The sequence below is a fragment of the Amycolatopsis sp. 2-15 genome, assembly GCF_030285625.1.
Lineage (GTDB): Bacteria > Actinomycetota > Actinomycetes > Mycobacteriales > Pseudonocardiaceae > Amycolatopsis > Amycolatopsis carbonis.
In genome coordinates this window covers 8,199,798-8,222,490 of record NZ_CP127294.1, presented here as the reverse complement: position 1 = coordinate 8,222,490, position 22,693 = coordinate 8,199,798, and the positions used below count along the sequence as shown (strand labels likewise).

Sequence of the window (22,693 nt, the reverse complement as noted above, 5' to 3'; positions counted from 1 at the left end):
GCCGGGGGCGGCGCACCGGGGACCCTCACCGGACCGCGCGCAGCAGGCCGGTGCGGTCGTGGCAGCCGAGGTAGCGGAACTCCTGCTCGTCGGCGTCGGTCACGGTGACCTCGTGGTAGAGCCGCAGCCGCGCCGCCGGCGCGTGCGTGGACAGGTACTTCATGGCGGCGCGGAAGATCGCGACGTGGGTCGGGTGCGATTCGGCCCATGCCTCGAGGTCGGCGAGGCTGTGCCACCAGCTCATCCCGCAGCTCTTGTCCGTCTCGGCACCGGTTTCGTCGGTGACGCGCACGTACCGGTTGGCGTAGCAGCCGATGCCGAGCCCGTCGTCGCGCAGGAACTCCATGCCCGCGCGCAGCACGGGTTCCACGTCGCCGAGGTACATTTCGCGTTCGTCGCCCTCGGTTTCGGTCCACTCCTGCCCGGAGCGGATGAGGCACAGGTTTCCCTGCGGCCGCACCGTGACGACGCCGGTCTCCGCATCGGTCTCCGCGGTCGGCCGGGTGCCGGGTTCGAGCCGGTCGGTCTGCGCGACCGGCAGCCGGTCGCGGGCCCCGCCCCAGTAGCCGTGTTCGTGGATCTCGCCGCTGAGCTCGCCGGCGGCCACGGACACGCCTTCGGTGCGGTCGCTGGAGAACAGCGTCTCGAACCGCCGCACGGTGGGGCGCACGACCTCGCTGAAGAACCCGGCGTCGGGGGACCGGTGCTGCGGGCCGGTCCACGCTTCGCGGGCCTTCGTCCAGCGGTCGTACCCGGCGGGGTCGGTCCAGTAGAAGGTGGTGAGCACGGTCGCGTAGCCGGCTTCGTCCACGAACCGCGCCCGGTCGTGGTGGTCGGGCGCGTGTTCGCCCGAGTGTGCGGTGTCGAGCTCCGCGAGTGCGGCGAGCACCACCGGCGGTGGCTCCGGTGTTCGGTACTGAACACCGAGGTAGGCCATCACCACCTGGTCGACGGCGGGGTCGAAGCGCGCGGAGAACGACGGGTAGGGCGGGTGGAAGCTGTCCGGCTTGCGGCGCGGGTGGACCCGCTCGACGCGCAAGTGCTCGGCGATCGAGGATTCCACGGCGTCACCCCGCCGTTTCGTGGTGGGTCATGGTGGCCTCCGGGGAACGTGGTGCCGGTTGTTGCCGACCGAACGTAGGCACGGGGGCCACCTGTGACGTGCTTCACAGCGCACTGAGAGTTGCTGCACAGCGCACGTGCGATTCCGAACGTTCGATTCTTAACACCTCGAACACGTCGCACACCACACGATCCACAGTGGACGTAAAGCGCGGGACTCAGGGCGTGGATTCAGAGCGCGGAATCACACCCGCCGGCTCACACCGTCGCGGTCAGTTCCGGGTACAACGCCTCCACCGGGCCGGACAGGTTTTCCTTGATGTCCCGCGACGTCTTGTCCGCCAGCACCTCGAGCGCGCCCGCCTCCAGACCGTCGTAGATCGCCGCCACGATGTCGCGCGGGTCTTCCTTCTCGACGGTCAGGGCCTGGGTCATCGGCGTGTCGGTGTAGCCGAGGTGAGCGCCGAGCACCTGGGTCTTCTGGCCGGCGAGGTCGAGCCGCAGCGAGTTGGTGATCTGCCACAGTGCCGCTTTGCTCGACGAGTACGCGCCCGACGTGGCCAGCCAGCTCAGCGCCGAGTGGATGTCGACGAGCGCGCCGCCGCCGTTGGCCGCCAGCACGGGCGCGAACGCCTGCGCGACGGCCAGCGCGCCGAAGACGTTCGTCTCGTACACCGCGCGCACGTCGGCCAGCGGCACGGTGAGCAGGCTCTGCCGTCCGCTGACGCCCGCGTTGTTCACGACCACCGTGGTGTCCGAGGCAGCCGCGGCCGCTGCTGCGACCGAGGCCTCGTCGGTGACGTCGAGGGCGAGCGGCACCACGCGCTCGTCGTCCCAGCGGCGCGGGGTGCGCGCCGTGGCGTACACGCGCCGGGCCCCGCGCTCCAGCGCCTGGTCGACGAACTCGAGGCCGAGCCCGCCGTTGGCCCCGGTGACCAGGACAACGGCATCCTGCAGACGTGTCATGACTTCCTCCGGCTCTCTTACTTGGTAATTCCAAGCTAGCAAGCTGACTCCGAAATGCCAAGTGTGACGTACGATGGGGGTCATGAAGGCCATGGCGATCCCGACCAACAGCCGCTGCTCGATCGCGCGCAGCTTGGAGGTGCTCGGGCAGAAGTGGAGCCTGCTGATCGTCCGCGAGGCGTTCCACGGGCGGACCCGCTTCGCCGAGTTCCAGAAGATCGGCGTGCCGACTGATCTCCTCGCGTCGCGGCTGGAGTCCCTGGTCGAGGCCGGAATCCTCGCTCGGCGGCCGTATCAGGAGCCGGGGCAGCGGGCCCGCGTCGAGTACGTGCTCACGCCTGTCGGCGAGGACCTGTTGCCGGTGCTGGCCGCGCTGTCGGAGTGGGGCGACGAGTACCTCCCGACCGGCCACGGCCCGGCGACGATCTACGTCGACACGACCGACGACCGGCCCGTGCACCTGGCTTTTGTCGACGAAGACGGCCACGTCGTCGACCCGGCGAAGGTCGCCTACCGCCGCGGGCCGGGGGCTCTCGAAGACTGACGCGTCAGGCGCGGTCGGCGAGCACGTCGTCGGCGTCGGAGCTCAGGGCCAGGTCGCGCTGGGCGGTGAGCGCTTCGAGGCGCTGCTGCCACGCCGTCGTGATGGCCTCGTAGGCCGCGGCGCCGAAGACGAGCCGCCGGGGCGCGGGTGTGGTGCTCGCGGAGGTGATGATCGCGCGCGCGATCTTCGCCGGATCGCCCGCGACGGCGTGGCGCAGCGCGGTTTCGTCCATCCCGCCCGCGAGTGCGCCGCGCACCTGGCCGAGCGCGCCGTCCTCGTAGGCGGGCAGCGGTTCGGCCTGCGCGATGTTGGCGTTGAACGCCGTGCGCGTGCCGCCCGGGGCGATCAGCGTCACCGAGATTTCGAACGCCGCCAGCTCCACCGCCGCCGACTCGAAGAAGCCCTCGACGCCGAACTTCGACGCGTTGTACAAGCTCATGCCCGGGTCGGGCACGTGGCCGCCGGAGCTGGACATCTGGATGATCCGTCCGCCACCCTGCGCGCGCAGCCACGGCGTGACCGCGCGTGTGAGGTGGATGGGACCGAGCAGGTTCACGGCGAGCTGCCGGTTCAGCAGCTCGTCCGACAGCTCTTCGGCCGCACCCAGCACGCCGAAGCCGGCACTGGAGAACACGACGTCGATACGGCCGAGCTCGGCGAAGGCCTGCCCGATCGTCGTGTGGACGGTCTGGGGATCGGTGACGTCGAGCTCCGCGGTCCACAGCCGGGCACCGTGCTGCTGCGCGAGTTCTTTCAACGCCGGGCTCAGGTCGCGGCTCGTGGCGGCGACGCGGTGGCCGCCGGCCAGCAGCTGGGCGGTGACCTCGAGCCCGAAGCCGGAACCGGCGCCGGTGATGAACCAGGTCTGGGTGGAAGGAAACACGGCGGAGTCCTTTCGGTAGGCGTCCGCCAATGTAGACGTCGACAACAATCTAGTCAACGACTACATGAGTCGAGATGCTCAGTCGAACCGCGAGTCGTCACCCCAGATCTTGTCCTCGGACGACTCACTCGACGGCGACACACGGATCACGGCCCCGGTGGCGTCGATGTCGAGCACGGTGACGGTGATCCGGTTGGCCAGGCTCACGTAGCCCTCGCCGCGGAAGTGGCCCTTGGTGTCGGGTAGTTCGGTGCGGTCGATGGCGAAGTCCAGCCGGTCCGGCGGCGACTGCGTGAGCGTCAGCCGGCGCGTGCCGAACCGTGCGTCCAGCGGCACGGTCACCGAACCGTGGATGAGCACGTCACACGAACCGTCGCGGCACGCGGTGAGGTCGGACCCGTCTTTGGCGGCCAGTGAAGACGCCGTGGTCGTGGTGGGCCGGGCCGGCACCGTCGAGACGGACGGCGTCACGACCGGTGACGTCACGATCGGGTCGGGCGGCGGCGGGGGTGGCTGCGGCGGCGTCGAACAGCCCGCCGCGAGCAGCAAGAACGAGCAGGCGAGCGCTTTTCTCATGCGCTCTTGGTAACACCTCGCCGGGGCCGGCGGGAGGAGGTTTCGCGGATTCCGGGGCCGCCGCGCTCGGCGAGGCGGCCCCGGAACCGAACCCGGTCAGGCGGGGTTGTCGCCGTGGGTGAGGGTTTCCCAGGAGACGAAGAGGTTGTTGCTGCCCTGGGGGCGGTGGCCGGTGGTGTAGGCCTGGGTGTTGGTCATGGCGATGCCGAGGCGGTTGTGCAGGGCGTTGTAGCCCACTTCGGTAACGGGGCCGAGGCCGCGCTTCACCGTGCCGCCGCAGAGCCAGGACGGGGGAGCGGTGAGCTCGTATTTGGTCTGGAAGCCCAGGGCCTGGCGCAGCCGCTCGCCGATGTCGGTGCCGTAGAGGTCCTGGCCCTGGATGCGGGAGGTCTCGGCCACTTCGGCGATCGCGGCGATGCCGTAGCCGGTGTGGACGAAGTCGCGGCAGGTTTCCTGGGTGAGGCCGTCGGCGAAGGTGGACTGGCCCTGCCAGTAACCGATGATCTGGTCGCGGGTGGTCAGGCCGCTGCCGGGCACGGTCTTGGGCAGCGCGCCGTCGGAGCTGAGGTAGATGAACGCGGGCACGCGGTTGCGGTAAATCGACATGCCGCGGTCGTAGATCGTCTTGTCCTCGAGGAACACGCCGATGCCGACGATGGCCTCGGCGATGCTGAGCTCCCAGTTGCCGGTGCGCCCGTCGCTGCCCTGGATCTCGTTGTAGTAGACCGAGCGCAGCATCGTGGCGAAGCGCCCGGAGTTCGGCCAGGTGCCGTAGGCGTATTTGATGATCTCCGCCGCGCGCGGCCAGGTCGAGGCCGACCACGCCGTCTGCAGGTGCGCGTTGTCGCTGGTGTGGTCTTTGATGGTCGCTGACCACGCGTCCATGATCTGGATCGCCTTGGTCGCGTAACGCGCGTCGCGGGTCACGTACCAGGCCAGGGACTGCGTGTACGCGGCGATCGCGTCTTCCCGTTCGTCGGTGCAGCCGTTGTTGGGCATCGAGCTGGGCCCGCAGTCGACCACGGCCCGCGGGTGCGGCGTGTAGGACAGCGACGCGTACTTCGAGCCCATCATCGAGTCGTACGCCTGTTTCTGCGGCTGCGTGCCGGCCTGCACGCGCTGGCGCATGGTGTCCAGCTGGGCCCGGCTCACCAGCACACCGGGGTGGGTGAAGGTGGCCGGCGCGGTCGGCGCCGCGGGCGCGGCCGGCTGGGCGGCGGCCGCCGGGCCGGTGGCGATCACCACGGCGGTGGCGGCCGCGGCCGCCAGGCAACGAACGAACTTCCGGTGCATGAGCTGCCCTTCGTCCACGACTTTGAGAACAGGGGCGCAGGCCGGCGGACCGTGCGTGAAAAGTGAATTTACTTCACCCCGGATGGTCTGGTCCACCGGGCGCGAAAACCCGTGTGCCACTGGCAGGGACGGCTTTTCCTTGCGGCAGCGGCAGTCTCACGGCGGGGGCAGCGTGCCGCGCTCCAGGATGTTGGCGTAGATGTTCTCCATCGCCTCGGTCAGCGGGGTGAGCAGCTCCGCGGGCAGGCCGTCGAAGAAGAGGTTGCGCACGAGCTCGACGTGGCCCGGTGCCGCCTTCTCCAGGAGCTCCCGGCCCGGCGTGGTCAAGCTGACCTCGGTGGCGCGCCGGTCGCTGCTCGACGTGCGCGCGTCGACGAGTCCCCGCGTCGCCATGCGGCGCACGTGGTGGCCGGTGCGGCTGCGTTCCCAGCCGATCTGGTTGGCCAGTGCGGTCATCTGCATCCGCTCGCCGGGGGCGTTCGCGAGCGCGGTGAGCACGTCGTAGTCCGGCATGGACAGCTCGCTGTCGGTCTGCAGCTGCCGGTTGATCTCGTAGCTCAGCCGCAGCTGGACGCGGATGTAGGCGAGCCAGGCGCGCTGCTGCCGTGCGTCGAGCCAGGGGTCGTCTTTGCTTTTAGGTGACATGTCCCGTAATCTGTCGTAGTGGTCGGCGGTGGAGCGAAGGGGCCCCATTGTCCCGCGGAGACCGGCCGAGCGGAACGACCACGCCTGGGCCGGGTGATTACACGGACGGGAAACACGGCAATGAACGCACTACAGGGGAAGACCGCCGTCGTCACAGGTGGCACGAGCGGGATCGGGCTGGCGACGGCCCGGCTGTTCGCGGCCGAGGGCGCGCGCGTCTTCGTGACCGGGCGGCGCAAGGACGTCCTGGACGCCGCCGTCGCGGAGATCGGCGGCGACGTGACCGGGGTCCAGGTGGACAGCTCCGACCTGGCCGACCTCGAGCGGCTGTACGAAACCGTCGGCGGGCCGATCGACGTGCTGTTCGCCAACGCGGGCGGCGGCGAGTTCTTGACGTTGGAGCAGGTCACCGAGAAGCACTTCGACGACACCTTCGGCACCAACGTGAAGGGCACGCTGTTCACGGTCAAGAAAGCGCTTCCTCTACTGGTGGACGGCGCTTCGGTGATCCTGACCGCTTCCACCGCGGGTACCAAGGGCAACGAGGCTTTCGGTGTGTACGGCGCGTCGAAGGCGGCCGTGCGCTCGTTCGCCCGCACGTGGGCGCAGGAGCTGAGCGGGCGCGGGATCCGCGTCAACTCGATCAGCCCCGGCCCGGTCGACACGCCGGGGATCTCGGGGCTCGTGGGCGGCGGCGAAGCGGCCGTGCAGCTCACTTCCGCGCTCGCGTCGACCGTCCCCTTGGGACGGATGGGCCGGCCGGAGGAGATCGCTTCGGTGGCGCTGTTCCTGGCGACCGACGCGAGCAGCTTCGTCACCGGCGCCGAGCTCTTCGCCGACGGCGGGGCGAACCAGGTATGACTGCCGACATCGGCCGGGTCGGGGTCTGGAGCGTCGAGCTGCGCACGGCCGCGCCGGGTGAGATCGCCGACGCCGCGGCGGAGCTCGACGAGCTGGGCTTGGGCGCGCTGTGGATCCCCGGTCTGGGTGGCGGTGACATCGTGGGAGACCTCGAACGGCTGCTCAAGGCGACCCGCGGGCTCACGGTCGCGCCGGCGGTGTCGAGCATCTGGCGCCACCCGGCGAAGGAGCTGGCCGCGGGCCACGCGCGGCTCACGCGCGCCTACGGCGACCGGGTGCTGCTCGGTCTCGGCGTGAGCGACCCGGGCACCGCCGCCGAGCACGGCCACGAGTACCGGCCGTTGCACGACATGGCCGCGTACCTCGACGAGCTCGACGCCGAGCCGGAGCCGGTGGCGGCGCAGCGGCTGATCCTCGCGGCGATGGGGCCGAAGATGGTCGGTCTGGCGCGGCGGCGGGCCGGCGGGACGCACCCGTTCCTCGTCACACCGGACTACTCGGCGACGGCGCGTGAACTGCTCGGTACCGGGCCGCTGCTCGCGCCGTATCAGGCCGTGACTCTGGAGCGGGACCCCGCGAAGGCACGGGCAGCCGGCCGGGGTTTCCTCACCGGGTTCTTCGGGGCGCCCGCCTACCGCAAGAGCCTGCTGGCGCAGGGGTTCACGGAAGCCGATCTTGCCGACGGCGGCAGCGACCGGCTCGTGGACAGCGTCCTGGCCTGGGGCGACCTCGACGCGATCGGCAAGCGCGTGGCGGAGCACCTCCAGGCGGGCGCGGACCACGTGGCCCTTCACGTGCTGGGCGTCGACGGATTGTCGTTGCCGCAGTGGCGTGAGCTCGCCGGGCTGGCTCAGAGCGCCGGGTAGTCGGTGTAGCCCTCGGCCCCGCCGCCGTAGAACGTGGCGGGGTCGGGGGTATTGAGGGCGGCGCCGGTCCGCAGGCGCGTGACGACGTCGGGGTTGGCCAGCGCCAGGCGGCCGAGGGTGACGAGGTCGGCGAGTCCGGTTTCGACGTCGGCGGCGCGTTCTTCGATGGTGGCGCCCGGGCGGGTCAGCAGCAGCGGGCCGGGGAACACGGTGCGCAGCTCGGTCAGGAGCGCTTCGTCGCCGTGGTGGGTGAGGTGGAGGAAGGCGAGGTCGAGGCCGGCGAGGGCGCGGACCAGGTGGGTGTAGGTCGCCGGCCCGGTCTCGCCCTCGTCGATGCCGAAGCCGCGCAGGCCGGGGGAGAGGCGCACGGCCGTGCGGTCGGCGCCGATCTCCGCGGCGACGGCCTCCGTCACCTCCAGGGCGAACCGCGTGCGGCCGGCGACGGACCCGCCGTATGCGTCGGTGCGGTGGTTGGCGTTGGCGGAGAGGAACTGCTGCACGAGAAAACCGTTGGCGCCGTGGACTTCCACACCGTCGGCACCGGCCTCGATCGCGGCGGCGGCCGCGCGGCGGAAATCCTCGACGGTCGCGCAGACCTCTTCCGTGGACAGTTCCCGCGGCGGCGGGACCTGCTGGTTGCCGCTCGGAGTGTGGATGCCGACGCCCGCCGCGACGGCCGACGGCGCGACCGGCGCCCGGCCGTGCGGCGTGTTGTCGGGGTGCGCGACGCGGCCGGCGTGCATGAGCTGGACGAACAGGTGCCCGCCCGCGTCGTGCACCGCCTTGGTGACCTGCTGCCAGCCGGCGATGTGCGCGTCGGTGTGGCAGCCGTGGCTGAGCAGGAAGCCCTGCCCGTCGGCCGAGGGCTGTGTGCCGCCGGTGATCAGCAGCCCGAGTGACGCTCGTTGCGCGAAGTACTCGGCGTCGAGCGGGGTGGGCGATCCGTCGGGCAGTGCGCGGTTGCGCATCATCGGCGACAGCGCCAGCCGGTGGCGCAAACGCATGCGGCCGACGTCGACGGGACTCCAGAGATCGGGCACGCGGGTTCCTTCCGTCGACTGTCTGAGTGTCTGTACTGGATCGTACAGAACGAAGTGTACTGTTTGGTACAGTGGATGGCTGGACTCTTCGTCCATGTTGGATGTAGTGTCCAGGACCATGGATGGGAGGACGGCGCGCTGGGCGCCGGTGTGCGAGGCGATCGTGCGCCTGCTATCGCCGCACGCGGAGGTGGTGCTGCACGACCCGCGCACGGACTGCGTGCTCGGCATCTGGAACGCGTTCTCCGGGCGGGAACCCGGGGACCCGTCGCTGCTCGGCGAGCTCGACGGCCTGCGCCCCGCCGGGAAAGACGTCTACGGTCCGTACCCGAAGTCGCTGCCCGACGGGCGGCGGCTGTCGAGTGTGAGTGCGGTGGTGAGAGACGAACACGGCAACGCCGAAGTGGTGTTGTGCGTGAACGTCGACCGCACCGCGTTCGACCAGGCCGCGCAGCTGTTGTCCGGGTTCGCGGCTCCGGTGACCGGACAGCCTCAGGCGTTGTTCGAGCGCGACTGGACCGAGACGCTCAACGACGTGGTGGGCGAGTTCGTTCGCGATCAAGCGACCCCGGTCGAGGTGTTGACCCGCGAACAGCGTTTGGTGCTTCTCGCACGTCTGGACGCGGCCGGCGTGTTCGCGCAGCGACGATCCGTGCCCGTGGTCGCGCGCGCGTTGCGCATCTCCCGTTCGGCCACCTACCAACTGCTCGCCGAGATGCGCAAGGAGCCCGATGCCGACGCTTCCTGACTTCCGCCTGGAGACGTACTTCTCCCGCTGGGAGTTCACCGCCCGCCACCACCTCACGGCGTCCGACGTACAGACCATGACCGTCGCCGAACTGCTGGCGCTGGCCGACGACGACGGCCGCGAACGCTGGGAGACCCTCGCGCTGGGCTACACCGAGACCTACGGCCTGCCCGCGCTGCGCGAGGAGATCGCCGCGACCTACACCGACGTCGGACCTGAGCACGTGCTGTGCTTCGCCGGTGCCGAAGAAGGTCTCTACCTGGCGATGCGGACGTTGCTCGAACCGGGCGACCACACCGTGGTGATCACGCCGAACTACCAGGCGGCCGAGACGATCCCGCTCTCGATCGGCGAGGTGTCCGGCGTCGCGTTGCGGCCCGAGGACGGCTGGGCCCTCGACGTCGACGAGATCGAGCGGCAGCTGCGGCCCGCCACGCGCCTGGTGTCGGTGAACTTCCCGAACAACCCGACCGGCGCCGTGCCGGACGTCGAGACCTGGACGCGGCTCGTGCGCCTGTGCGAGGAGCGCGGCGTGCTGCTGTTCAGCGACGAGGTCTACCGCGGGCTGGAGCTCGACCCGTCGGCGACGCTGCCGCAGGCCGCCGACCTGTCCGCGTCGGCGCTTTCGCTCAACGTGATGTCCAAGGCCTACGGGCTGCCGGGCCTGCGCGTGGGCTGGATCGCCTGCCGTGACCCGGAAATCCTGCGGCGGCTCGAACGGGCCAAGCACTACACGTCGATCTGCAACTCTGCGCCGAGCGAGGTGCTCGCGCTGATCGGGCTGCGCGCGCGGGACGCGATCCTGGCGCGCAACCGCGCGGTGATCGCGGAGAACGTGCCGAAGTTCGACGCGTTTTTCGAGAATTACCAAGATCTGTTCGATTGGGCACCTCCGCAGGGTGGCTGCGTGTGCTTTCCGCGTTACCTCGGCGCCGACGGCGTCGAGGCGATGTGCACCGAGCTCGTCGAGCAGCGTGGCGTGCTGCTGCTGCCGGCGAGCATCTACCGATCCGACCTCACGACGACGCCGGGCGACCGGTTCCGCGTCGGCGTGGGCCGTCGTGGTCCGGACGAAGGGCTGGCCGCGTGGGCGGAGTTCCTGGAGGAGCGGCGATGACGCTGGACGTGGTGGGGCTGCCCGAGATCGAGGCCGTGGCGACGCGGGGGCTGGTGTTCGACGCCGTGCGCGGTGCGTTGATCGCGCACGCCGAGGGGCGTGCGCAGATGCCCGCGCCGATCGCGATGTGGTTCCCCGAGGCCGAGGGTGACTGCCACGTGAAGGCCGGCTACCTCGAAGGTGCCTCGCACTTCGGCGTGAAGGTGGCCTCGGGCTTCTACCGCAACGCCGAGCGCGGCCTGCCGACCAACAGCGGCCTCATGCTGGTCTTCGACGCGGGGACCGGCGTGCCCGCCGCGGTGCTCGCCGACGAGGGCTGGCTCACGGCGTGGCGGACGGCCGCTGCCGGCGCCCTGATCACCCACGCGCTGACCCCGCCGGACGTCGACGAGGTGGCCGTGTTCGGCACGGGACTGCAGGCGCGGCTGCAGGGCGAGTGGCTCGCGGACCTGCGGCCGCTGACCCGGGTGCGGGTGTGCGGCCGGCGGCCGGAGGCCGTTCGGAAGCTGTGCGCTGAGCTGGGCGAAGCCGGGCTGACAGCGGTGCCCGCGACGGCGGAGGAGGCGGCGGCCGCGCCGTGCGTGATCACGGCGACGGCTTCGACGAGCCCGGTGGCGCCGACGGAGGCGTTCGCCGCGGTGCACGTGACCGGGATCGGCACCGACCTGCCGGGCAAGGCGGAGCTGCCGGCCGGGCTGTTCGCCCGCGCCACGACGATCGCGACCGACGACCACGCGCAGTGCCTCGCGCACGGCGACTTCGGCAACGCAGTGCGGGCCGGGACGGTCGCCGACGATGCGGACGTCGCCGCCGGCCTCGTCCTGCGCGACGGCGTGCCGAACCGCGCGGGCCTGACGATCGCGGACCTCACCGGCGTCGGGGTGGCCGACGCCGCGGTGGCGACGGCGGTGTTCCGGCACCTGGGCTGAGCTCCGCCGCGTGGCGGGCCCGGGGCCGCGGGTCGGCGACGCTTGGCGGATGAACGCGGGTGCGGGAACCGGGAGGATGGCGGGAACCGCACTCCTGGGGGCCCGCATGGACTACGCGTTCGATCCCGAGCTCGCCGCCGCTCTCCCGATGCTCCCCGACCTCGGCGACCTGAAGGACGTCGTGGCGGCGCGGGACAGGATGAAGGAGATAATGCTCGAACTGCTCGGCGACGTCGACGAGACCGGCGTGACCGTGCGCGACACGACCGTGCCCGGCCCGAAGGGCGCGCCCGACGTGGCTGTTCGGATTTACACACCGGACAACATCACGTCTCCCGCGTTGTTGTTCAACGTCCACGGCGGCGGCTTCATCGTCGGCGACCTCGACACCGATCACGCGGTCGTGCTCGACCTCGCGCGGGACCTCGGGGTCGTCGTGGTGTCGGTGGACTACCGGCTGGCGCCCGAGGCGCCGTACCCGGCGGGGCTGGAGGACTGCTACGCGGCGCTCGTGTGGTCGGTCAAGCACGCCGACGAGCTCGGCATCGACCCCGAGCGCGTGGTCATCCACGGCGTCAGCGCGGGCGGCGGCCTGTGCGCCGCGCTCGCCTTGCCGGCCCGCGACCGCGGCGGTCCGGCCATCGTGTTCCAGTTCCTCGGCGTCCCGGAGGTCGACGACCGCCTGCAGACGCCCAGCATGCGCCGGTTCGACGACACTCCACTGTGGAACCTCCCCAACGCCGAGTTCAGCTGGGACTCCTACCTCGGCCCGGGCATCCGCGGCACCGGCGGCGTGGCCGTCTAGGCCGCGCTCTCCCGCGCGACCGACCTGGCGGGCCTGCCGCCGGCGTACATCTCGGTCATGGAGTTCGACCCGCTGCGCGACGAGGGCATCGCCTACGCGCAGGCCCTGCTCGCCGCCGGCGTACCCACCGAACTGCACCTGTTCCCCGGCACCTTCCACGGCTCCGCCATGGTCCGCCACGCGACGATCACCCGCCGCGAGGCCGCGGAGTCCCGCGCGGTACTGGCGCGGGCGCTGGGTGTGGAGCTGAGCTGACGGCCTTGTCGGTGACGCGGCGTCCGGGTGCTGGCCTGGGCGCCGCGTTTTCGTTGTGTGGCTTGGGTTTTGATGTCGGCGGTGGGTGGCCGGGTGCGGTGCGCGAGGCGGTGTGCCGGCAGGGTGTGGTGGGTCGGGCTGGTGTGCGAACGGGGTGAGCCGGCTGTGGCTGGTTGGGGTGCGGTGCGCGAGGCGAGGTGCCACCAGGGTGAGTCGGGCGCGGCGGGTCAGGTGCGGTGCGAGAGTCGGTGTGCGAACAAATGCGAGCCGGGCGCGGCGAGTGAGGACCCCGCGAGGGCCCCGGTAGCGCGCCCGCTCGCTTGGGCGGGGGCCTCGGTGAGGGTCTCGCTGTCGGGCCCGCTGCCGAGGTCGGTTGCCATGGCGCGTGGTGTTGCCTGTGGCTTGCCGCCGACGTCGCTCGCCGGGGTGCGTGCTTCGGTGATGTCGCTGTCGGGCCCGCTGCCGAGGTCGGTTGCCGTGGCGCGTGGTGTTGTCTGCGTGTTGCTGCCAATGTCGCTCGCCGGGGTGCGCGCTTCGGCAGGGGTCGCTGTCGGGCCCGCCGCCGAGGTCGGTTGCCTTGTGCCGAGGTTCGGCCGGCGGCCCGCCGTCGCGCGCTGGCGCGGAGACCGGAGTCGTCACCGGCTCCGGTCCGGTCGCGCGGGTGCCCTCGGGGCGCAAGCGCAGAGCCGGTTCGGCGCCGCGTTGGAGGCCGGCGACGCATTGGCCAGGGAGGCCGTGGCGCGGACCAGGTCGGCGATCGTGGCGTGGTGGGCGACGAGCTCGTCGAAGTACGCGATCACCCGTACCGCGGCCTCGGCGTCGGAGTCGACGGCCGAGAGGCGCAACAGCAGCCCCTTCATGGAGCCAGCCTAGCGCCGCCCGGCCGTCGCCGGCAGGTGTCGCATGTGGACGGTCAGCGCAGCAGGTGCAGCTGGTCCCACGTGGGCACGTGCGGGGTGATCCGCAGCGTCAGCCCGGTCTCGGCGAGGGTGCGGTCGGCCTTGCGGGCGTTGCAGCTGCGCGCGGTGCCGCCACACGCGGCGACGGTGTTGAGCCAGCTGGTGCGCTCGCCGCCGCGGGACGTCGGGACGATGTGGTCGACCGTGGTCGCGTGGCGGCCGCAGTAGGCGCACGTGTAGCCGTCGCGCTGGAGCACGCCGCGGCGCGACCACCGGGGCGGGCCGGAGTAGCGCCACTTCATCACCACGTACCGCAGCAGCCGCACGACCTTCGGACGCGGGAAGATGCCCAGGTCGGCGCCGTCGCTCTCGTGGACGACCGCGACGTGGCGTACGAGCATCCGGATCGCATGGGGGACGGAGACGGTGTGCAGGGGCTCGTAGCCGGCGTTGAGGACCAGGACAGCCATGGCGGCGGGCACCTCCTTTTCGGTTTTCGCTCGGGTGGAGACCGCGACCGGAGTCGAACCGGTTTGATCCGCTTTGCAGGCGGTTCCCTGGCCGTTCGGGCACGTGGTCGGAAAGAGGATCGGAAATCGAGGCCGAAAATGTCACGAAATAGTCACGGAGAACGAAAAAGCCGCCCTGATCGGTCTCCCGACGGGCGGCTCCCTGCTGCGACGCGTTTCTGGGTGCGTCACGGCGTGGAGCCTGGTGTCTCGGCAGCGTAAGGCAGGCGCCGAGCATCGCCCGCGATGCCGAAGCACCCCGGACAGGCCATGCGCTCTTCGCCGCCGAACATTCTCGTCACTCCTCGGTCGATGGTGTACCACCACATCATGACCGACTTCGCGCGACGGCGTCAACGGTGATAATTCGCCCGGCGAACGACCTCGCCGGCCCCCGGAAATGTTTCGCGGGGCCGTCCACGCGTCCACAGTGGACGGGACGGCCCCGCACCGCCCCGGCCGGCGGGTACTCGTCACCCCGACGGCCGGAGGGAACCTACTTGCAGCGCTTGCCACCCTCGACCGACGGCCACCACGTGCCCAGGGGCGGCGCCGGGGTCTTGGTCCAGGTGATCTTCGCGCACTTGCCCTCGCTGCGGGCCTTCTTCGCGGTCACGACCAGCGCCGCGATGGCGACGCCGCACGCCAGGTTTCCCGGCTTCGGGATGTTCTTGCAGACGCGGGTCGCGGGCGCGCCCTCGGCGATCAGCTTCGTGGCGCTCTTGCTGAACACCCAGCTGCACGCGAAGAACCCGCAGTCGAGATCGGTGACGGCGGGCGCCGCGGAGGCCGGGGCCGGCGCGACGAGCAGGCTCGCGGCCACCAGCGGCGTCGCCAGCACGGCGGCGCGGAAGCGGAGATTCCTCATGAAACGCCCCCTCCTGTTCGCGATTGTCCGAAATGGAGCATCCCGCCCGCAGCCGATTATGTCTGCCCCCGCGCGGTCCTTACGCCCGAAGGGGTGACCGTCCACAGTGGTGGTTCAGCGGGCCCGGTAGAGCTCGCTCAGCAGCGCCACCGCGGCGTGCGTGGCCGGATGGGGGTCGCGGCCGTGCCAGATCAGCCGCACCGGAACGGGGGCCGCGTCGCGCACGCGGCGGTAGGCGATGCCGTCGCGGCGGTACTGGGTCACGGTGGAGTGCGGCGTGACGCCGACGCAGCGGCCGGTGACGATGGCGGCCAGCCAGTCGTCGATCTCGTGGGTGGGCTCCATACGCGGGCGCTCGGCCGGCGGCCACAGGTCGGCGGTCGTGGTGCCGGTGCGGCGGTCGATCACCAGGACGCGCGGGCTGAGATCGGCGAGCGTGACGGTGCGGCGGCGCGCCAGCGGGTCGTCGGTGGCCATGGCGCAGTAGCGGGCTTCGTGGCCGACGGTCGCGTGCGCGTACTTGCGGGTGTCCACGGCGGTGCGCACCACGGCGAGGTCGCACAGTCCCTCGGCCAGCCCGCCGGTCGCGGTGTTGGTGCGGACCAGCAGGAGCTCGACGTCGGGGTGGCGATCGGCCCAGCGGCGCTGGAACTCGGCCGTGTGGCGGCCCATCGCGGACCAGGCGTGGCCGACGCGCAGCCGGGTGTGCCCCGTCGTGGCCTCGCGCACGAGGTCTTCGGCCTCGGCCAGCAGGTGCCGGGCGCGGGCGAGCACCTGCACGCCGGCCGTCGTGGGGGTGACGCTGCGGCTCGTGCGGTGGAGAAGTCGCACGCCGAGTGCGGATTCCAACGAAACAAGGGTGCGCGACACCGCGGCTTGGGAGACGCCGAGCTCGATTGCCGCGTCCGTGAACGTACCCGTGTCCACGATCGCCACCAGGCACCGCAGGTGCCGCAGCTCCAGATCCATGACTTCAGCGTATGCGTGGCGCGGTGAATGCATTTTGCGCATGCATGGCCGTGCCGCAGGCTCGGCCCCATGACCCAGGACAACCGCACCGGCGTGGCGTTGATGTTCGGCGGCGCGGCCGCGAACCAGCTCGGCGCAGCGGCGGCGGCGCTGGCGTTTCCCGTGCTCGGGCCGGTCGGCGTGGTGGCCATGCGCCAGTGGGTGGCCGCGGTGCTGCTGCTCGCCGTAGGACGCCCGCGGCTCCGGTCGTTCACCGCCCGCCAGTGGCGTCCGGTCCTCGCGCTCGCGGTGGTGTTCGCGACGATGAACCTCTCGCTCTACTCCGCCATCGACCGCATCGGGCTCGGACTGGCCGTGACGCTGGAGTTCCTCGGCCCGCTCACTGTCGCGCTGGCCGGTTCGCGTCGCCGAACGGACCTGATGTGTGCGTTCGCGGCCGCCGCGGCTGTCGGAATCCTCGCACGGCCCCGCCCCAGCACCGACTACCTCGGCGTCGCGCTCGCGCTGGTCGCCGCCGGCTGCTGGGCCTGCTACATCCTGCTCAACCGCACCGTCGGCCGCCGGCTGCCGGGCGCGCAGGGCTCCGCCGCGGCGGCGGCGGGAGTCTCCGGGCTGCTGTACCTGCCCGTGGGAATCGTGGTGTTTTTCCACCACCGCCCCACACCGGCCGCGCTCGGCGCCGCGCTCGCCGCGGGGGTGCTGTCGTCGGCGCTGCCGTTCCTGGCCGACCTGCTGGCGCTGCGCCGGGTGCCGGCGCGGTTCTTCGGGGTCTTCATGAGCGTGAACCCGGTGCTGGCCGCGCTGGTCGGCGAAGTGGTGCTCCACCAGCGGCTCGACGCCCTGTCTTTGGCCGCGATCGGGGTGATCGTGGCGGCCGACACGGTGGCGGCGTGTCGGGTGAAGGGCGCGAACGCGGGCGCCGTACCGTCGGTGCAGGAGGTGTCGGATGGTGCGGATGTCGGACCGCGCGTGGCCGTCGACGGTGATCCCGAGCGACGAGCACGAACGCGCGCAGGCGACCGGTGTCCTGTTCCGGCGCATGGGCTGGGTGACGGAGACGCTGACGCGTGACGAGCGCGAGGACGTCGAGCGCCAGCTCGAGTTCTGGTACAGCAGCGGCTACTGCCCCGACGCGCTGCTGATCGCGCTCAGCACTCTGCCCGACGGCACCCGCCAGCGGCCCCGCCAGTCCGGTGAACGTCCCGGCGGCTTCCTGCGCTCGCGGCTGGAAGGCTGGTTCAACGACGCGGCCCAGGCCGCGATGACCGAGGTCCACGAGCCGCCGCGGCGCGGGCAGTCGTTCGAGGCGTGGTTCGAGAACAACCGCCGCCAGGCCGCGGCCGAGGGCACGGGCCGGCGGCGCCCGCGGGTCACCGAGGCGGGGCAACGCGCGCGTGATGAAGCTCGAACATTCGCGGCTTCCCGGCGTAAAGATCCGCTCGCACGGCTGCGCGAAAGTGAACAACGCCGGGCCGCGGCGCTCGACAGCCTGCGTGTGGAAGGTGCCGCCGCACCCGTGATCCCCGCGTCCCCGCAGGAGACGCGCTCGACCCCGCGGATGGTGGCGTCGTTCGCGGCCCGCCAGTCCGTGGCGGCGAGGTCACCTCAGGTGGTGCGAATCGTGCAAAGGTTGCGCGAAGAGAAACGTGGACCGTCGCCGGCCGAACTCGCCGTGCTGCGCAACGCCGTCCGCGACGCGCACCACAACGCCGGCCTCGGCACCCTCGAAGCGGCGAGCGCGCAGGTCGGCGACGACACCTCGGCGCTCACGCCGGAGGGGTTGCGCGTGTTGTCGTTTCTCGATCACGCGGACGAGAGCAAGCTGCCGGTGGAGGCGATGATCCGCCTGCTCACCCTGACCGTCGACGAGACGGCGACTCCCGACACCACAACCCGCGAGACGGCCGTCCCGGAGACTGCGGCTCCCGAGCCGAACCCGAGCGGGACTGACGCCGCGCCGGACTGACCCGAGCAGGTCTAGGCTCGCGCCGCACATTCGGCGCACAGCCCCCACCACGTCACCTCGGCCTCGTCGATCGTGAACCCCGGCGCCGACGACGGGTGCAGGCACGGCGCCGAGCCCACGGCACACGGCACGTCCTCGATCCGGTCACAACCGCGGCACACCAGGTGGTGATGGTTGTCGTGCCGGTCGAGCTCGAAGCGCGCGGGTGAGCCGGCCGGTTCGAGCGTGCGCAGCAGGCCGATGCCGACGAGGTCGTCCAGCACGTTGTAGAGCCCTTGCCGCGACAGCCCGCCCGTGCCGGCCTCGACGGCCGCCGCGATCTCGGCGGCCGTGGTGTGCGGGTGGTCGCGCACGGCACCGAGCACCGCCCGGCGCTGGGCCGTGTTCCGCAGTCCCCTCCGCTTCAGCTGGACCGCGAAGTCATCCATGACCCGATGGTAACTTCGCACCACCCACTACCACCGATCGAGGGGCCCGGGTCACACCCGGCCGAGGACGGCCTGCTCAGGCCCCGTCCTCGTCGCCGACGCCGAACGACTGGCGCCGCCGCGCGATGGCGCGCAGGTCTGCTTCGATCTCGCCGGCGGTGCGGCGCAGCGGTTCGAGCAGCTGCGCGCGCATCTCTTCTTTCGAGCGCCGGGTGGAGTGCATCGAGACGTTCAGCGACGCGTACACCTGTCCGTCTGGCGTGAACGCTGCAGCTCGACGCGCTTGAGGTACTCCGCCCGCCACTGTTCGGGCTGGAACGCGAGCAACACCCGGCCCATCGACGATGGGCGCGCCGGGATCCGGCTGCCGATCGTCACGTTCAGCGCCATGATCCGCCGCGCCGGGGTGCGGACCAGTCCGACGTAGACGATCTCGTCGTCTGCCAGCACGCACAGCGCGGCCGAGTCGTCGACCTCCGCCACCAGCTTGTCCAGGTGCGGGCGTGCGACCTCCGCGAGCGCCTGGCTCGACAGGAACGCGTTGCCGAGTTCGAGGATCCGCGGCCGCAGCCAGAACCGCTTGCCGTCGGTGTGCACGTAGCCGACCTCGGCCAGCGTGAGGAGGAAGCGGCGGGCGGCCGCGCGCGTGACGCCGGCGAGCTCGGCCACCTCGGTCAGTGATGCACGAGCCTGGCCGGCGCCCTCGAACCGAGGACCGGTGGGCGCCGGCCATTAGTCCACAAAGGACAAACATGAGGAGATCCGTCTCGCACGAGCCCAGCACAGACCCGTGGCGGGACCGGTCGCACCGAGCTCGGTGAGCGGGACGTGGTGCCGCACGCGGAAAACCGACGATCAGCAAGGGAACCTCAGAGCCGTTCACCCGATCCGGTGGCCTTCGCGTGTCGAACGGCTGAGCGGGCCCGCAACCACCGCGTGTCCACCAGACTCGCGCGGTGATGAACACCTCCCTCGACGACGCCGGCCGCTGCCTTCTCTCGGTGGCCTGGAACATCCGCACCGGCGTCCCGCGGGCGGGGGCCCGCAAGGAGGAGATCCGGGCCCGGCTGCAGGCCGTCTGCCGCAGCATGGGACACGCCGCCTGCGCCCGCGCGGCGGCGGCCGGCTCGCTGCCGGACCACGTGCCGTTCCTGAAACTCGCCGACCTCGTCTACGAGATCGACACCCTCCTGCTGCTCGTCGACACCGCGCTGGCGCCCGACGCCGACCGCGACCGCCGCCGGTGGGCCGAGATCGAGACCCTCGTCGCCGGGGTGGACGACCTCGTGGACCAGGCCGCGCACATTCTCGGGGACAGCTCGCGGCCAGCCGCTGAGCCTTCCCCCTCAACGGGGTGTCCGAATCCTCACAGGGTCGGTGCCTTTGCCGTCGCCACGACGCCAGAGCGGACACATTTTCCGGCCGGAGACATCGAGCGACAGCCAGCGAACAGGATGGAAGCGCTGACGTTCTCCTCGGTGGCCCCCATTTCGTGGACAGCCGACGAGCCTGGTTCCCTGCGCGGGCGCCCGACCGCGTGGCGCCGCAAGCGGGGACGACTGGACCGCGTCCCGCGACATCACGGTCGGGATGCTGCCGGACGCCGGCGTCGGGAAGCCCGAAGAGCAGCGCTTCGGTCAGGTGACGCGGTGGTGGGGCTGGTCGTCGCGGCGGTGCTTCCGCCGCCGGTGGTGGTGTGGCTGTCTCAAGATGGCGCGCGCTGGGAACGGGCGCCGGTCGAGGACTACGGCTTCGGTGCCGCCGGAAGTCTGAGCGTGTTCGTCAGCGACACCACGGTGCTCGTCGCGGGCAGGCGCCTGTGTGGGTGGCGGTCCGCTGAAGATCTGGCGAGCCTGAGGGCGGTCAGTGACGGACGCGGACCCCGGCCAGCACCGCGCTGAGGCTCGGCAGCCAGCGCTGGCGTGGGTCCGGGGCGGCGAGCCATTCGGTGGAGACGCCGGGGACCTGCGGGCCGATCGGCAGCGGAACGAGGGCGCCGCAGTCGAGGAGGTCGACGTCGGCGGGCAGGGTGGTGCGCGGGGGAACCAGGCCGTCGGTCTCGGCGAGGATCGCGACGCGCGGGCCGTGCTGCGTGGGCAGGACCAGGACGGGGCCCTGGCAGCCGGTGTCGGCGAGGTGGCGCAGCACCGGGCCGGCGGCGAGCTTCGGCAGGGTCACGGCGCACAGCCCGTTTTCGAGCGCCAGGAACAGCCGGCTGCCCTGCCAGCGGACAGACCAGCCGAAAAGGCGGCCGTAGTAGGCGTCGAACCGCTCGTGGGCGCGCTCTGCCGGCGCGAGCTCGGTCGGCTGGAGCTCCTGGTCGAGGCTCATCGTCGACGCCTTCCGGTTGCGGGGGAGTGGTTACAGGGGTCCGAGGTCCGACCACGAGTCTAACGGCACTCAGTGCCACTAGCAAGGCGGCCTGCTACCGTCTTCGGGCATGACGGAATCGCAGCGCCGCGCGCCGGCCACCCGGGTCGGGGCGACGCCCGCCGGCCGACGGCAGCTGCGCCGCGCGCTGTCCTCGGCGGCCGTGGACTTGTTCGTGGCCAACGGGTACGAGGCGACGACCGTCGACGAGATCGCCGCCGCGGCGGGAGTCGGGCGCCGCACGTTCTTCCGGTACTTCGACACCAAGGACGACGTGCTCTTCGCCAACCACGACGAGATCGTCACGGAGATGGAGCAGGCCTTCGAGCGCGCCGATCCGTCGCGCGACCCCGTCGAGGTGGCGTGCTCGACAGTGAGCCTGGTGCTCGACTACTACGCCGCGGACCTCGACGTGTCGCTCAAGCGGTTCACGCTCACGCGCACCGTGGCTTCGTTGCGGGACAAGGAAGTCGCGACGGTCGACCGGTACCAGCGTGTGCTCGCGCGGTACCTGCAGACGCGGTTCGCCGAGCAGGGTGACGAGACGGCGAGCCTCCGGGCGGCCGTCGCGGCGGCGGCGATCGCGGCAGCGAACAACCACGTGCTGCGGCGGTGGTTGCGCAGCGGCGGCAAGGACGACATCGCGGTGAGTGCGGCGCGGGCATTTGCCCTGGTGGGAGAGGCTTTCCGGCCGGTGAACGCCGAGACGACGGTGGTCGCGGTGCTGAGTACCGCGACGCCGTTGCCGGAGGTCATGGCCCGGCTCGGTGCGGCCTTCCAGGATTCGGACTGATAAGTGCACTCAGTGCCATTAATTAGAGCGCCGTCGCGGAGATCTCGACCGGGTAGCCGCCCCGGAGGACGGCGATGGTCGCGGGTGGCGTGATGACCTGGGCCGTTCCGCGGCGGGGCAGGGTGTGGCGCGGGCCGTAGCCGGAGGTCGTCCAGCCGGTCAGGCCGCCGTCGACGACCAGGGCGGGCCCGTCCTCGCGCAGGACGAACGCCCCATCCGGCAGCTCCGTCCACGGCCGCTCGTGCAGCCGGCGCCGGCGACCGTCGACGCGTTCGGTGTGCAGCTGCCGGTTCATGGCCCGCGCGGACGGCGGCGCGATGTCGAGCGCCTCCGCCCAGGCGTCGCGGTACCGCAGATAGTCCGCGCGGCGGCACTCCCCGCACGGGCGGTGGCCGGCGGCGAAGGACACGGCCTCGTCGTGGAAGTACAGGTGCGTGTAGCGGTGCGGCAGCCATTGCTCGCGCCACCGGCCGCGGAACTCGAGCCGGCAGGTGATCCACAGGTCGCTCGCGTGGGTGCGCACGATCTCGTGTTCGGAGTGGAGGATGCCGCGGTTGCCCGTCCACGCGCCGCGCAGCGGGATCGCGACGATCTCGCCCAGCGGCGTCACCCGGTTGCGCTCGGGCGCGCTAGCCACGGCCGGCTCCGCCGTGGCTGAAAACACGGTGCTCGACAACGCGGTGCCGGACAATGCTGTGCCGGACGATCGGGTGGGCGACAATGGCTCGATGGTCCACATCGCACGCGTCTACGACCCCGCCGGCCCCGACGACGGCACCCGCGTCCTCGTCGACCGCGTCTGGCCGCGCGGCCTGGCCAAGGCCACCGCCGCCCTCGACGACTGGTGCAAGGCCGTCGCCCCCACCACCGAGCTGCGCAAGTGGTACGCCCACGATCCCGACCGGTTCGCCGAGTTCACCCGCCGCTACCGCGACGAGCTCGCCGCCCCCGGCCCGGCAGCGGACGCGCTCGCCGCCCTGCGCGACCGCGCCGCACAGGGCCCGCTCACGCTGCTCACCGCGAGCCGCGCCCTGGACATCAGCCAGGCCGCCGTCCTGGCGCAGCTGCTTTCGGAAGACTGACACAGCCCCCATCGTCCCTGCTCGCGGCACCGAGCGCTGGCAAGTTCGCGACACGCACGCGAAACCCCGTGTTTCGCGTCCCATCGCGAAGGCCGCCAGGTTCGCGACACGGACGCCAGAGAGACCGCTTGGCACCTGAAGAGGGGGCGGCGACGGCAGGCGGGAGCGAGCCGGATTGCGTGGCTGCTGCCGCGAGTGGCCGTGCACTTGGGCGTGTCT

The 22,693-nt window shown here is 71.5% G+C and carries 27 protein-coding genes, 1 tRNA gene and 1 pseudogene; 12 read left to right on the top strand and 17 right to left on the bottom strand.

Features of this window, described 5'->3' with window-relative positions; genetic code table 11:
• Positions 1 to 25 precede the first annotated feature (25 nt).
• Positions 26 to 1,063 carry a phenylacetaldoxime dehydratase family protein gene (locus QRX50_RS40690; RefSeq protein WP_285968402.1) on the bottom strand — a complete coding sequence of 346 codons (1,038 nt, stop codon included), beginning with the start codon at positions 1,061 to 1,063 and terminating at the stop codon, positions 26 to 28.
• Positions 1,064 to 1,320: 257 nt separating this feature from the next.
• Positions 1,321 to 2,028 carry an SDR family oxidoreductase gene (locus QRX50_RS40685; protein ID WP_285968401.1) on the bottom strand — a complete coding sequence of 236 codons (708 nt, stop codon included), beginning with the start codon at positions 2,026 to 2,028 and terminating at the stop codon, positions 1,321 to 1,323.
• Between the two features lie 82 nt (positions 2,029 to 2,110).
• Here QRX50_RS40685 and QRX50_RS40680 point away from each other — a divergent pair, with 82 nt between their 5' ends.
• Complete coding sequence (locus QRX50_RS40680) at positions 2,111 to 2,572, top strand: winged helix-turn-helix transcriptional regulator (RefSeq protein ID WP_285968400.1); 462 nt, start codon at positions 2,111 to 2,113, stop codon at positions 2,570 to 2,572.
• A gap of 4 nt (positions 2,573 to 2,576) precedes the next feature.
• On the opposite strand, the gene QRX50_RS40675 is transcribed toward QRX50_RS40680, so the two are convergent.
• The 4 genes from QRX50_RS40675 to QRX50_RS40660 all read right to left on the bottom strand — a co-directional run bounded on the left by QRX50_RS40675 (position 2,577) and on the right by QRX50_RS40660 (position 5,969).
• Entirely contained in the window at positions 2,577 to 3,455 is an 879-nt protein-coding gene (locus QRX50_RS40675) for an SDR family oxidoreductase (protein ID WP_285968399.1), read from the bottom strand.
• Between the two features lie 78 nt (positions 3,456 to 3,533).
• On the bottom strand, positions 3,534 to 4,031 hold the full coding sequence (locus tag QRX50_RS40670; RefSeq protein WP_285968398.1) for a hypothetical protein: 498 nt from the start codon (positions 4,029 to 4,031) through the stop codon (positions 3,534 to 3,536).
• A gap of 96 nt (positions 4,032 to 4,127) precedes the next feature.
• Positions 4,128 to 5,342: an alginate lyase family protein gene (locus tag QRX50_RS40665; protein ID WP_285968397.1), complete on the bottom strand. Its 1,215-nt coding sequence runs from the start codon at positions 5,340 to 5,342 to the stop codon at positions 4,128 to 4,130.
• A gap of 138 nt (positions 5,343 to 5,480) precedes the next feature.
• Positions 5,481 to 5,969, bottom strand: a complete 489-nt coding sequence (locus QRX50_RS40660) for a MarR family winged helix-turn-helix transcriptional regulator (protein WP_285968396.1) — start codon at positions 5,967 to 5,969, stop codon at positions 5,481 to 5,483.
• Positions 5,970 to 6,089: 120 nt separating this feature from the next.
• On the opposite strand from QRX50_RS40660, the gene QRX50_RS40655 reads away from it, so the two are divergent.
• Both QRX50_RS40655 and QRX50_RS40650 read left to right on the top strand, forming a co-directional pair.
• Positions 6,090 to 6,830 carry an SDR family NAD(P)-dependent oxidoreductase gene (locus QRX50_RS40655; RefSeq protein ID WP_285968395.1) on the top strand — a complete coding sequence of 247 codons (741 nt, stop codon included), beginning with the start codon at positions 6,090 to 6,092 and terminating at the stop codon, positions 6,828 to 6,830.
• Positions 6,827 to 7,696, top strand: coding sequence for a TIGR03620 family F420-dependent LLM class oxidoreductase (locus QRX50_RS40650; protein WP_285968394.1), 870 nt, complete (start codon positions 6,827 to 6,829; stop codon positions 7,694 to 7,696). The genes QRX50_RS40655 and QRX50_RS40650 overlap by 4 nt, the downstream gene beginning before the upstream one ends.
• Here QRX50_RS40650 and QRX50_RS40645 read toward each other — a convergent pair.
• A complete protein-coding gene (locus QRX50_RS40645; protein WP_285968393.1) occupies positions 7,681 to 8,736 on the bottom strand; it encodes an alkene reductase in 1,056 nt (351 codons plus the stop codon). The genes QRX50_RS40650 and QRX50_RS40645 overlap by 16 nt on opposite strands.
• Before the next feature lie 118 nt (positions 8,737 to 8,854).
• On the opposite strand from QRX50_RS40645, the gene QRX50_RS40640 reads away from it, so the two are divergent.
• The 4 genes and pseudogenes from QRX50_RS40640 (at position 8,855) to QRX50_RS40625 (ending at position 12,590) form a co-directional block, all read left to right on the top strand.
• A complete protein-coding gene (locus QRX50_RS40640; RefSeq protein ID WP_285968392.1) occupies positions 8,855 to 9,484 on the top strand; it encodes a helix-turn-helix transcriptional regulator in 630 nt (209 codons plus the stop codon).
• Positions 9,468 to 10,601 (top strand): aminotransferase class I/II-fold pyridoxal phosphate-dependent enzyme, encoded by a 1,134-nt coding sequence (locus tag QRX50_RS40635; RefSeq protein ID WP_285968391.1) that lies wholly within the window; start codon positions 9,468 to 9,470, stop codon positions 10,599 to 10,601. The genes QRX50_RS40640 and QRX50_RS40635 overlap by 17 nt, the downstream gene beginning before the upstream one ends.
• The gene (locus tag QRX50_RS40630) at positions 10,598 to 11,530 is read left to right on the top strand and encodes an ornithine cyclodeaminase family protein (RefSeq protein ID WP_285968390.1); all 933 of its coding nucleotides are present in this window, start codon (positions 10,598 to 10,600) and stop codon (positions 11,528 to 11,530) included. The genes QRX50_RS40635 and QRX50_RS40630 overlap by 4 nt, the downstream gene beginning before the upstream one ends.
• Positions 11,531 to 11,579: 49 nt before the next feature.
• Positions 11,580 to 12,590 (top strand): annotated as a pseudogene (locus QRX50_RS40625) (alpha/beta hydrolase).
• A gap of 635 nt (positions 12,591 to 13,225) precedes the next feature.
• On the opposite strand, the gene QRX50_RS40620 reads toward QRX50_RS40625, so the two are convergent.
• From QRX50_RS40620 to QRX50_RS40600, 5 genes are all read right to left on the bottom strand, one after another.
• Complete coding sequence (locus tag QRX50_RS40620) at positions 13,226 to 13,450, bottom strand: hypothetical protein (protein WP_285968389.1); 225 nt, start codon at positions 13,448 to 13,450, stop codon at positions 13,226 to 13,228.
• Positions 13,451 to 13,503: 53 nt separating this feature from the next.
• Positions 13,504 to 13,959, bottom strand: coding sequence for an HNH endonuclease (locus tag QRX50_RS40615; RefSeq protein ID WP_285968388.1), 456 nt, complete (start codon positions 13,957 to 13,959; stop codon positions 13,504 to 13,506).
• A 35-nt stretch (positions 13,960 to 13,994) separates the two neighbouring features.
• Positions 13,995 to 14,068 (bottom strand) — tRNA-Cys (locus tag QRX50_RS40610).
• 426 nt (positions 14,069 to 14,494) lie between these two features.
• Positions 14,495 to 14,866: a hypothetical protein gene (locus tag QRX50_RS40605; RefSeq protein WP_285968387.1), complete on the bottom strand. Its 372-nt coding sequence runs from the start codon at positions 14,864 to 14,866 to the stop codon at positions 14,495 to 14,497.
• Positions 14,867 to 14,980: 114 nt separating this feature from the next.
• Entirely contained in the window at positions 14,981 to 15,835 is an 855-nt protein-coding gene (locus tag QRX50_RS40600; protein WP_285968386.1) for a LysR family transcriptional regulator, read from the bottom strand.
• A gap of 69 nt (positions 15,836 to 15,904) precedes the next feature.
• Here QRX50_RS40600 and QRX50_RS40595 point away from each other — a divergent pair, with 69 nt between their 5' ends.
• Positions 15,905 to 16,906: an EamA family transporter gene (locus QRX50_RS40595; RefSeq protein ID WP_285968385.1), complete on the top strand. Its 1,002-nt coding sequence runs from the start codon at positions 15,905 to 15,907 to the stop codon at positions 16,904 to 16,906.
• A complete protein-coding gene (locus tag QRX50_RS40590) occupies positions 16,875 to 17,801 on the top strand; it encodes a hypothetical protein (RefSeq protein WP_285968384.1) in 927 nt (308 codons plus the stop codon). The genes QRX50_RS40595 and QRX50_RS40590 overlap by 32 nt, the downstream gene beginning before the upstream one ends.
• An 11-nt stretch (positions 17,802 to 17,812) precedes the next feature.
• Here the strand turns inward: QRX50_RS40590 and QRX50_RS40585 are convergent, their stop codons facing one another.
• From QRX50_RS40585 to QRX50_RS40575, 3 genes are all read right to left on the bottom strand, one after another.
• On the bottom strand, positions 17,813 to 18,229 hold the full coding sequence (locus QRX50_RS40585; protein ID WP_285968383.1) for a Fur family transcriptional regulator: 417 nt from the start codon (positions 18,227 to 18,229) through the stop codon (positions 17,813 to 17,815).
• 76 nt (positions 18,230 to 18,305) lie between these two features.
• Positions 18,306 to 18,476 carry a hypothetical protein gene (locus tag QRX50_RS40580; RefSeq protein WP_285968382.1) on the bottom strand — a complete coding sequence of 57 codons (171 nt, stop codon included), beginning with the start codon at positions 18,474 to 18,476 and terminating at the stop codon, positions 18,306 to 18,308.
• Entirely contained in the window at positions 18,461 to 18,898 is a 438-nt protein-coding gene (locus tag QRX50_RS40575; protein ID WP_285968381.1) for an IclR family transcriptional regulator domain-containing protein, read from the bottom strand. Before QRX50_RS40575 ends, QRX50_RS40580 begins: the two co-directional genes overlap by 16 nt.
• A gap of 287 nt (positions 18,899 to 19,185) precedes the next feature.
• On the opposite strand from QRX50_RS40575, the gene QRX50_RS40570 reads away from it, so the two are divergent.
• Positions 19,186 to 20,130, top strand: coding sequence for a hypothetical protein (locus QRX50_RS40570; RefSeq protein WP_285968380.1), 945 nt, complete (start codon positions 19,186 to 19,188; stop codon positions 20,128 to 20,130).
• Here the strand turns inward: QRX50_RS40570 and QRX50_RS40565 are convergent.
• Positions 20,093 to 20,560: a hypothetical protein gene (locus tag QRX50_RS40565; RefSeq protein WP_285968379.1), complete on the bottom strand. Its 468-nt coding sequence runs from the start codon at positions 20,558 to 20,560 to the stop codon at positions 20,093 to 20,095. The genes QRX50_RS40570 and QRX50_RS40565 overlap by 38 nt on opposite strands.
• 109 nt (positions 20,561 to 20,669) lie before the next feature.
• Between QRX50_RS40565 and QRX50_RS40560 the strand changes: the two genes are divergently transcribed.
• Complete coding sequence (locus QRX50_RS40560; RefSeq protein ID WP_285968378.1) at positions 20,670 to 21,392, top strand: TetR family transcriptional regulator; 723 nt, start codon at positions 20,670 to 20,672, stop codon at positions 21,390 to 21,392.
• 22 nt (positions 21,393 to 21,414) lie between these two features.
• Here the strand turns inward: QRX50_RS40560 and QRX50_RS40555 are convergent, their stop codons facing one another.
• Positions 21,415 to 22,029: a hypothetical protein gene (locus QRX50_RS40555; protein ID WP_285968377.1), complete on the bottom strand. Its 615-nt coding sequence runs from the start codon at positions 22,027 to 22,029 to the stop codon at positions 21,415 to 21,417.
• Between the two features lie 13 nt (positions 22,030 to 22,042).
• Between QRX50_RS40555 and QRX50_RS40550 the strand changes: the two genes are divergently transcribed.
• Entirely contained in the window at positions 22,043 to 22,474 is a 432-nt protein-coding gene (locus QRX50_RS40550) for a DUF488 domain-containing protein (protein WP_285968376.1), read from the top strand.
• The last annotated feature ends 219 nt before the right edge of the window (positions 22,475 to 22,693 follow it).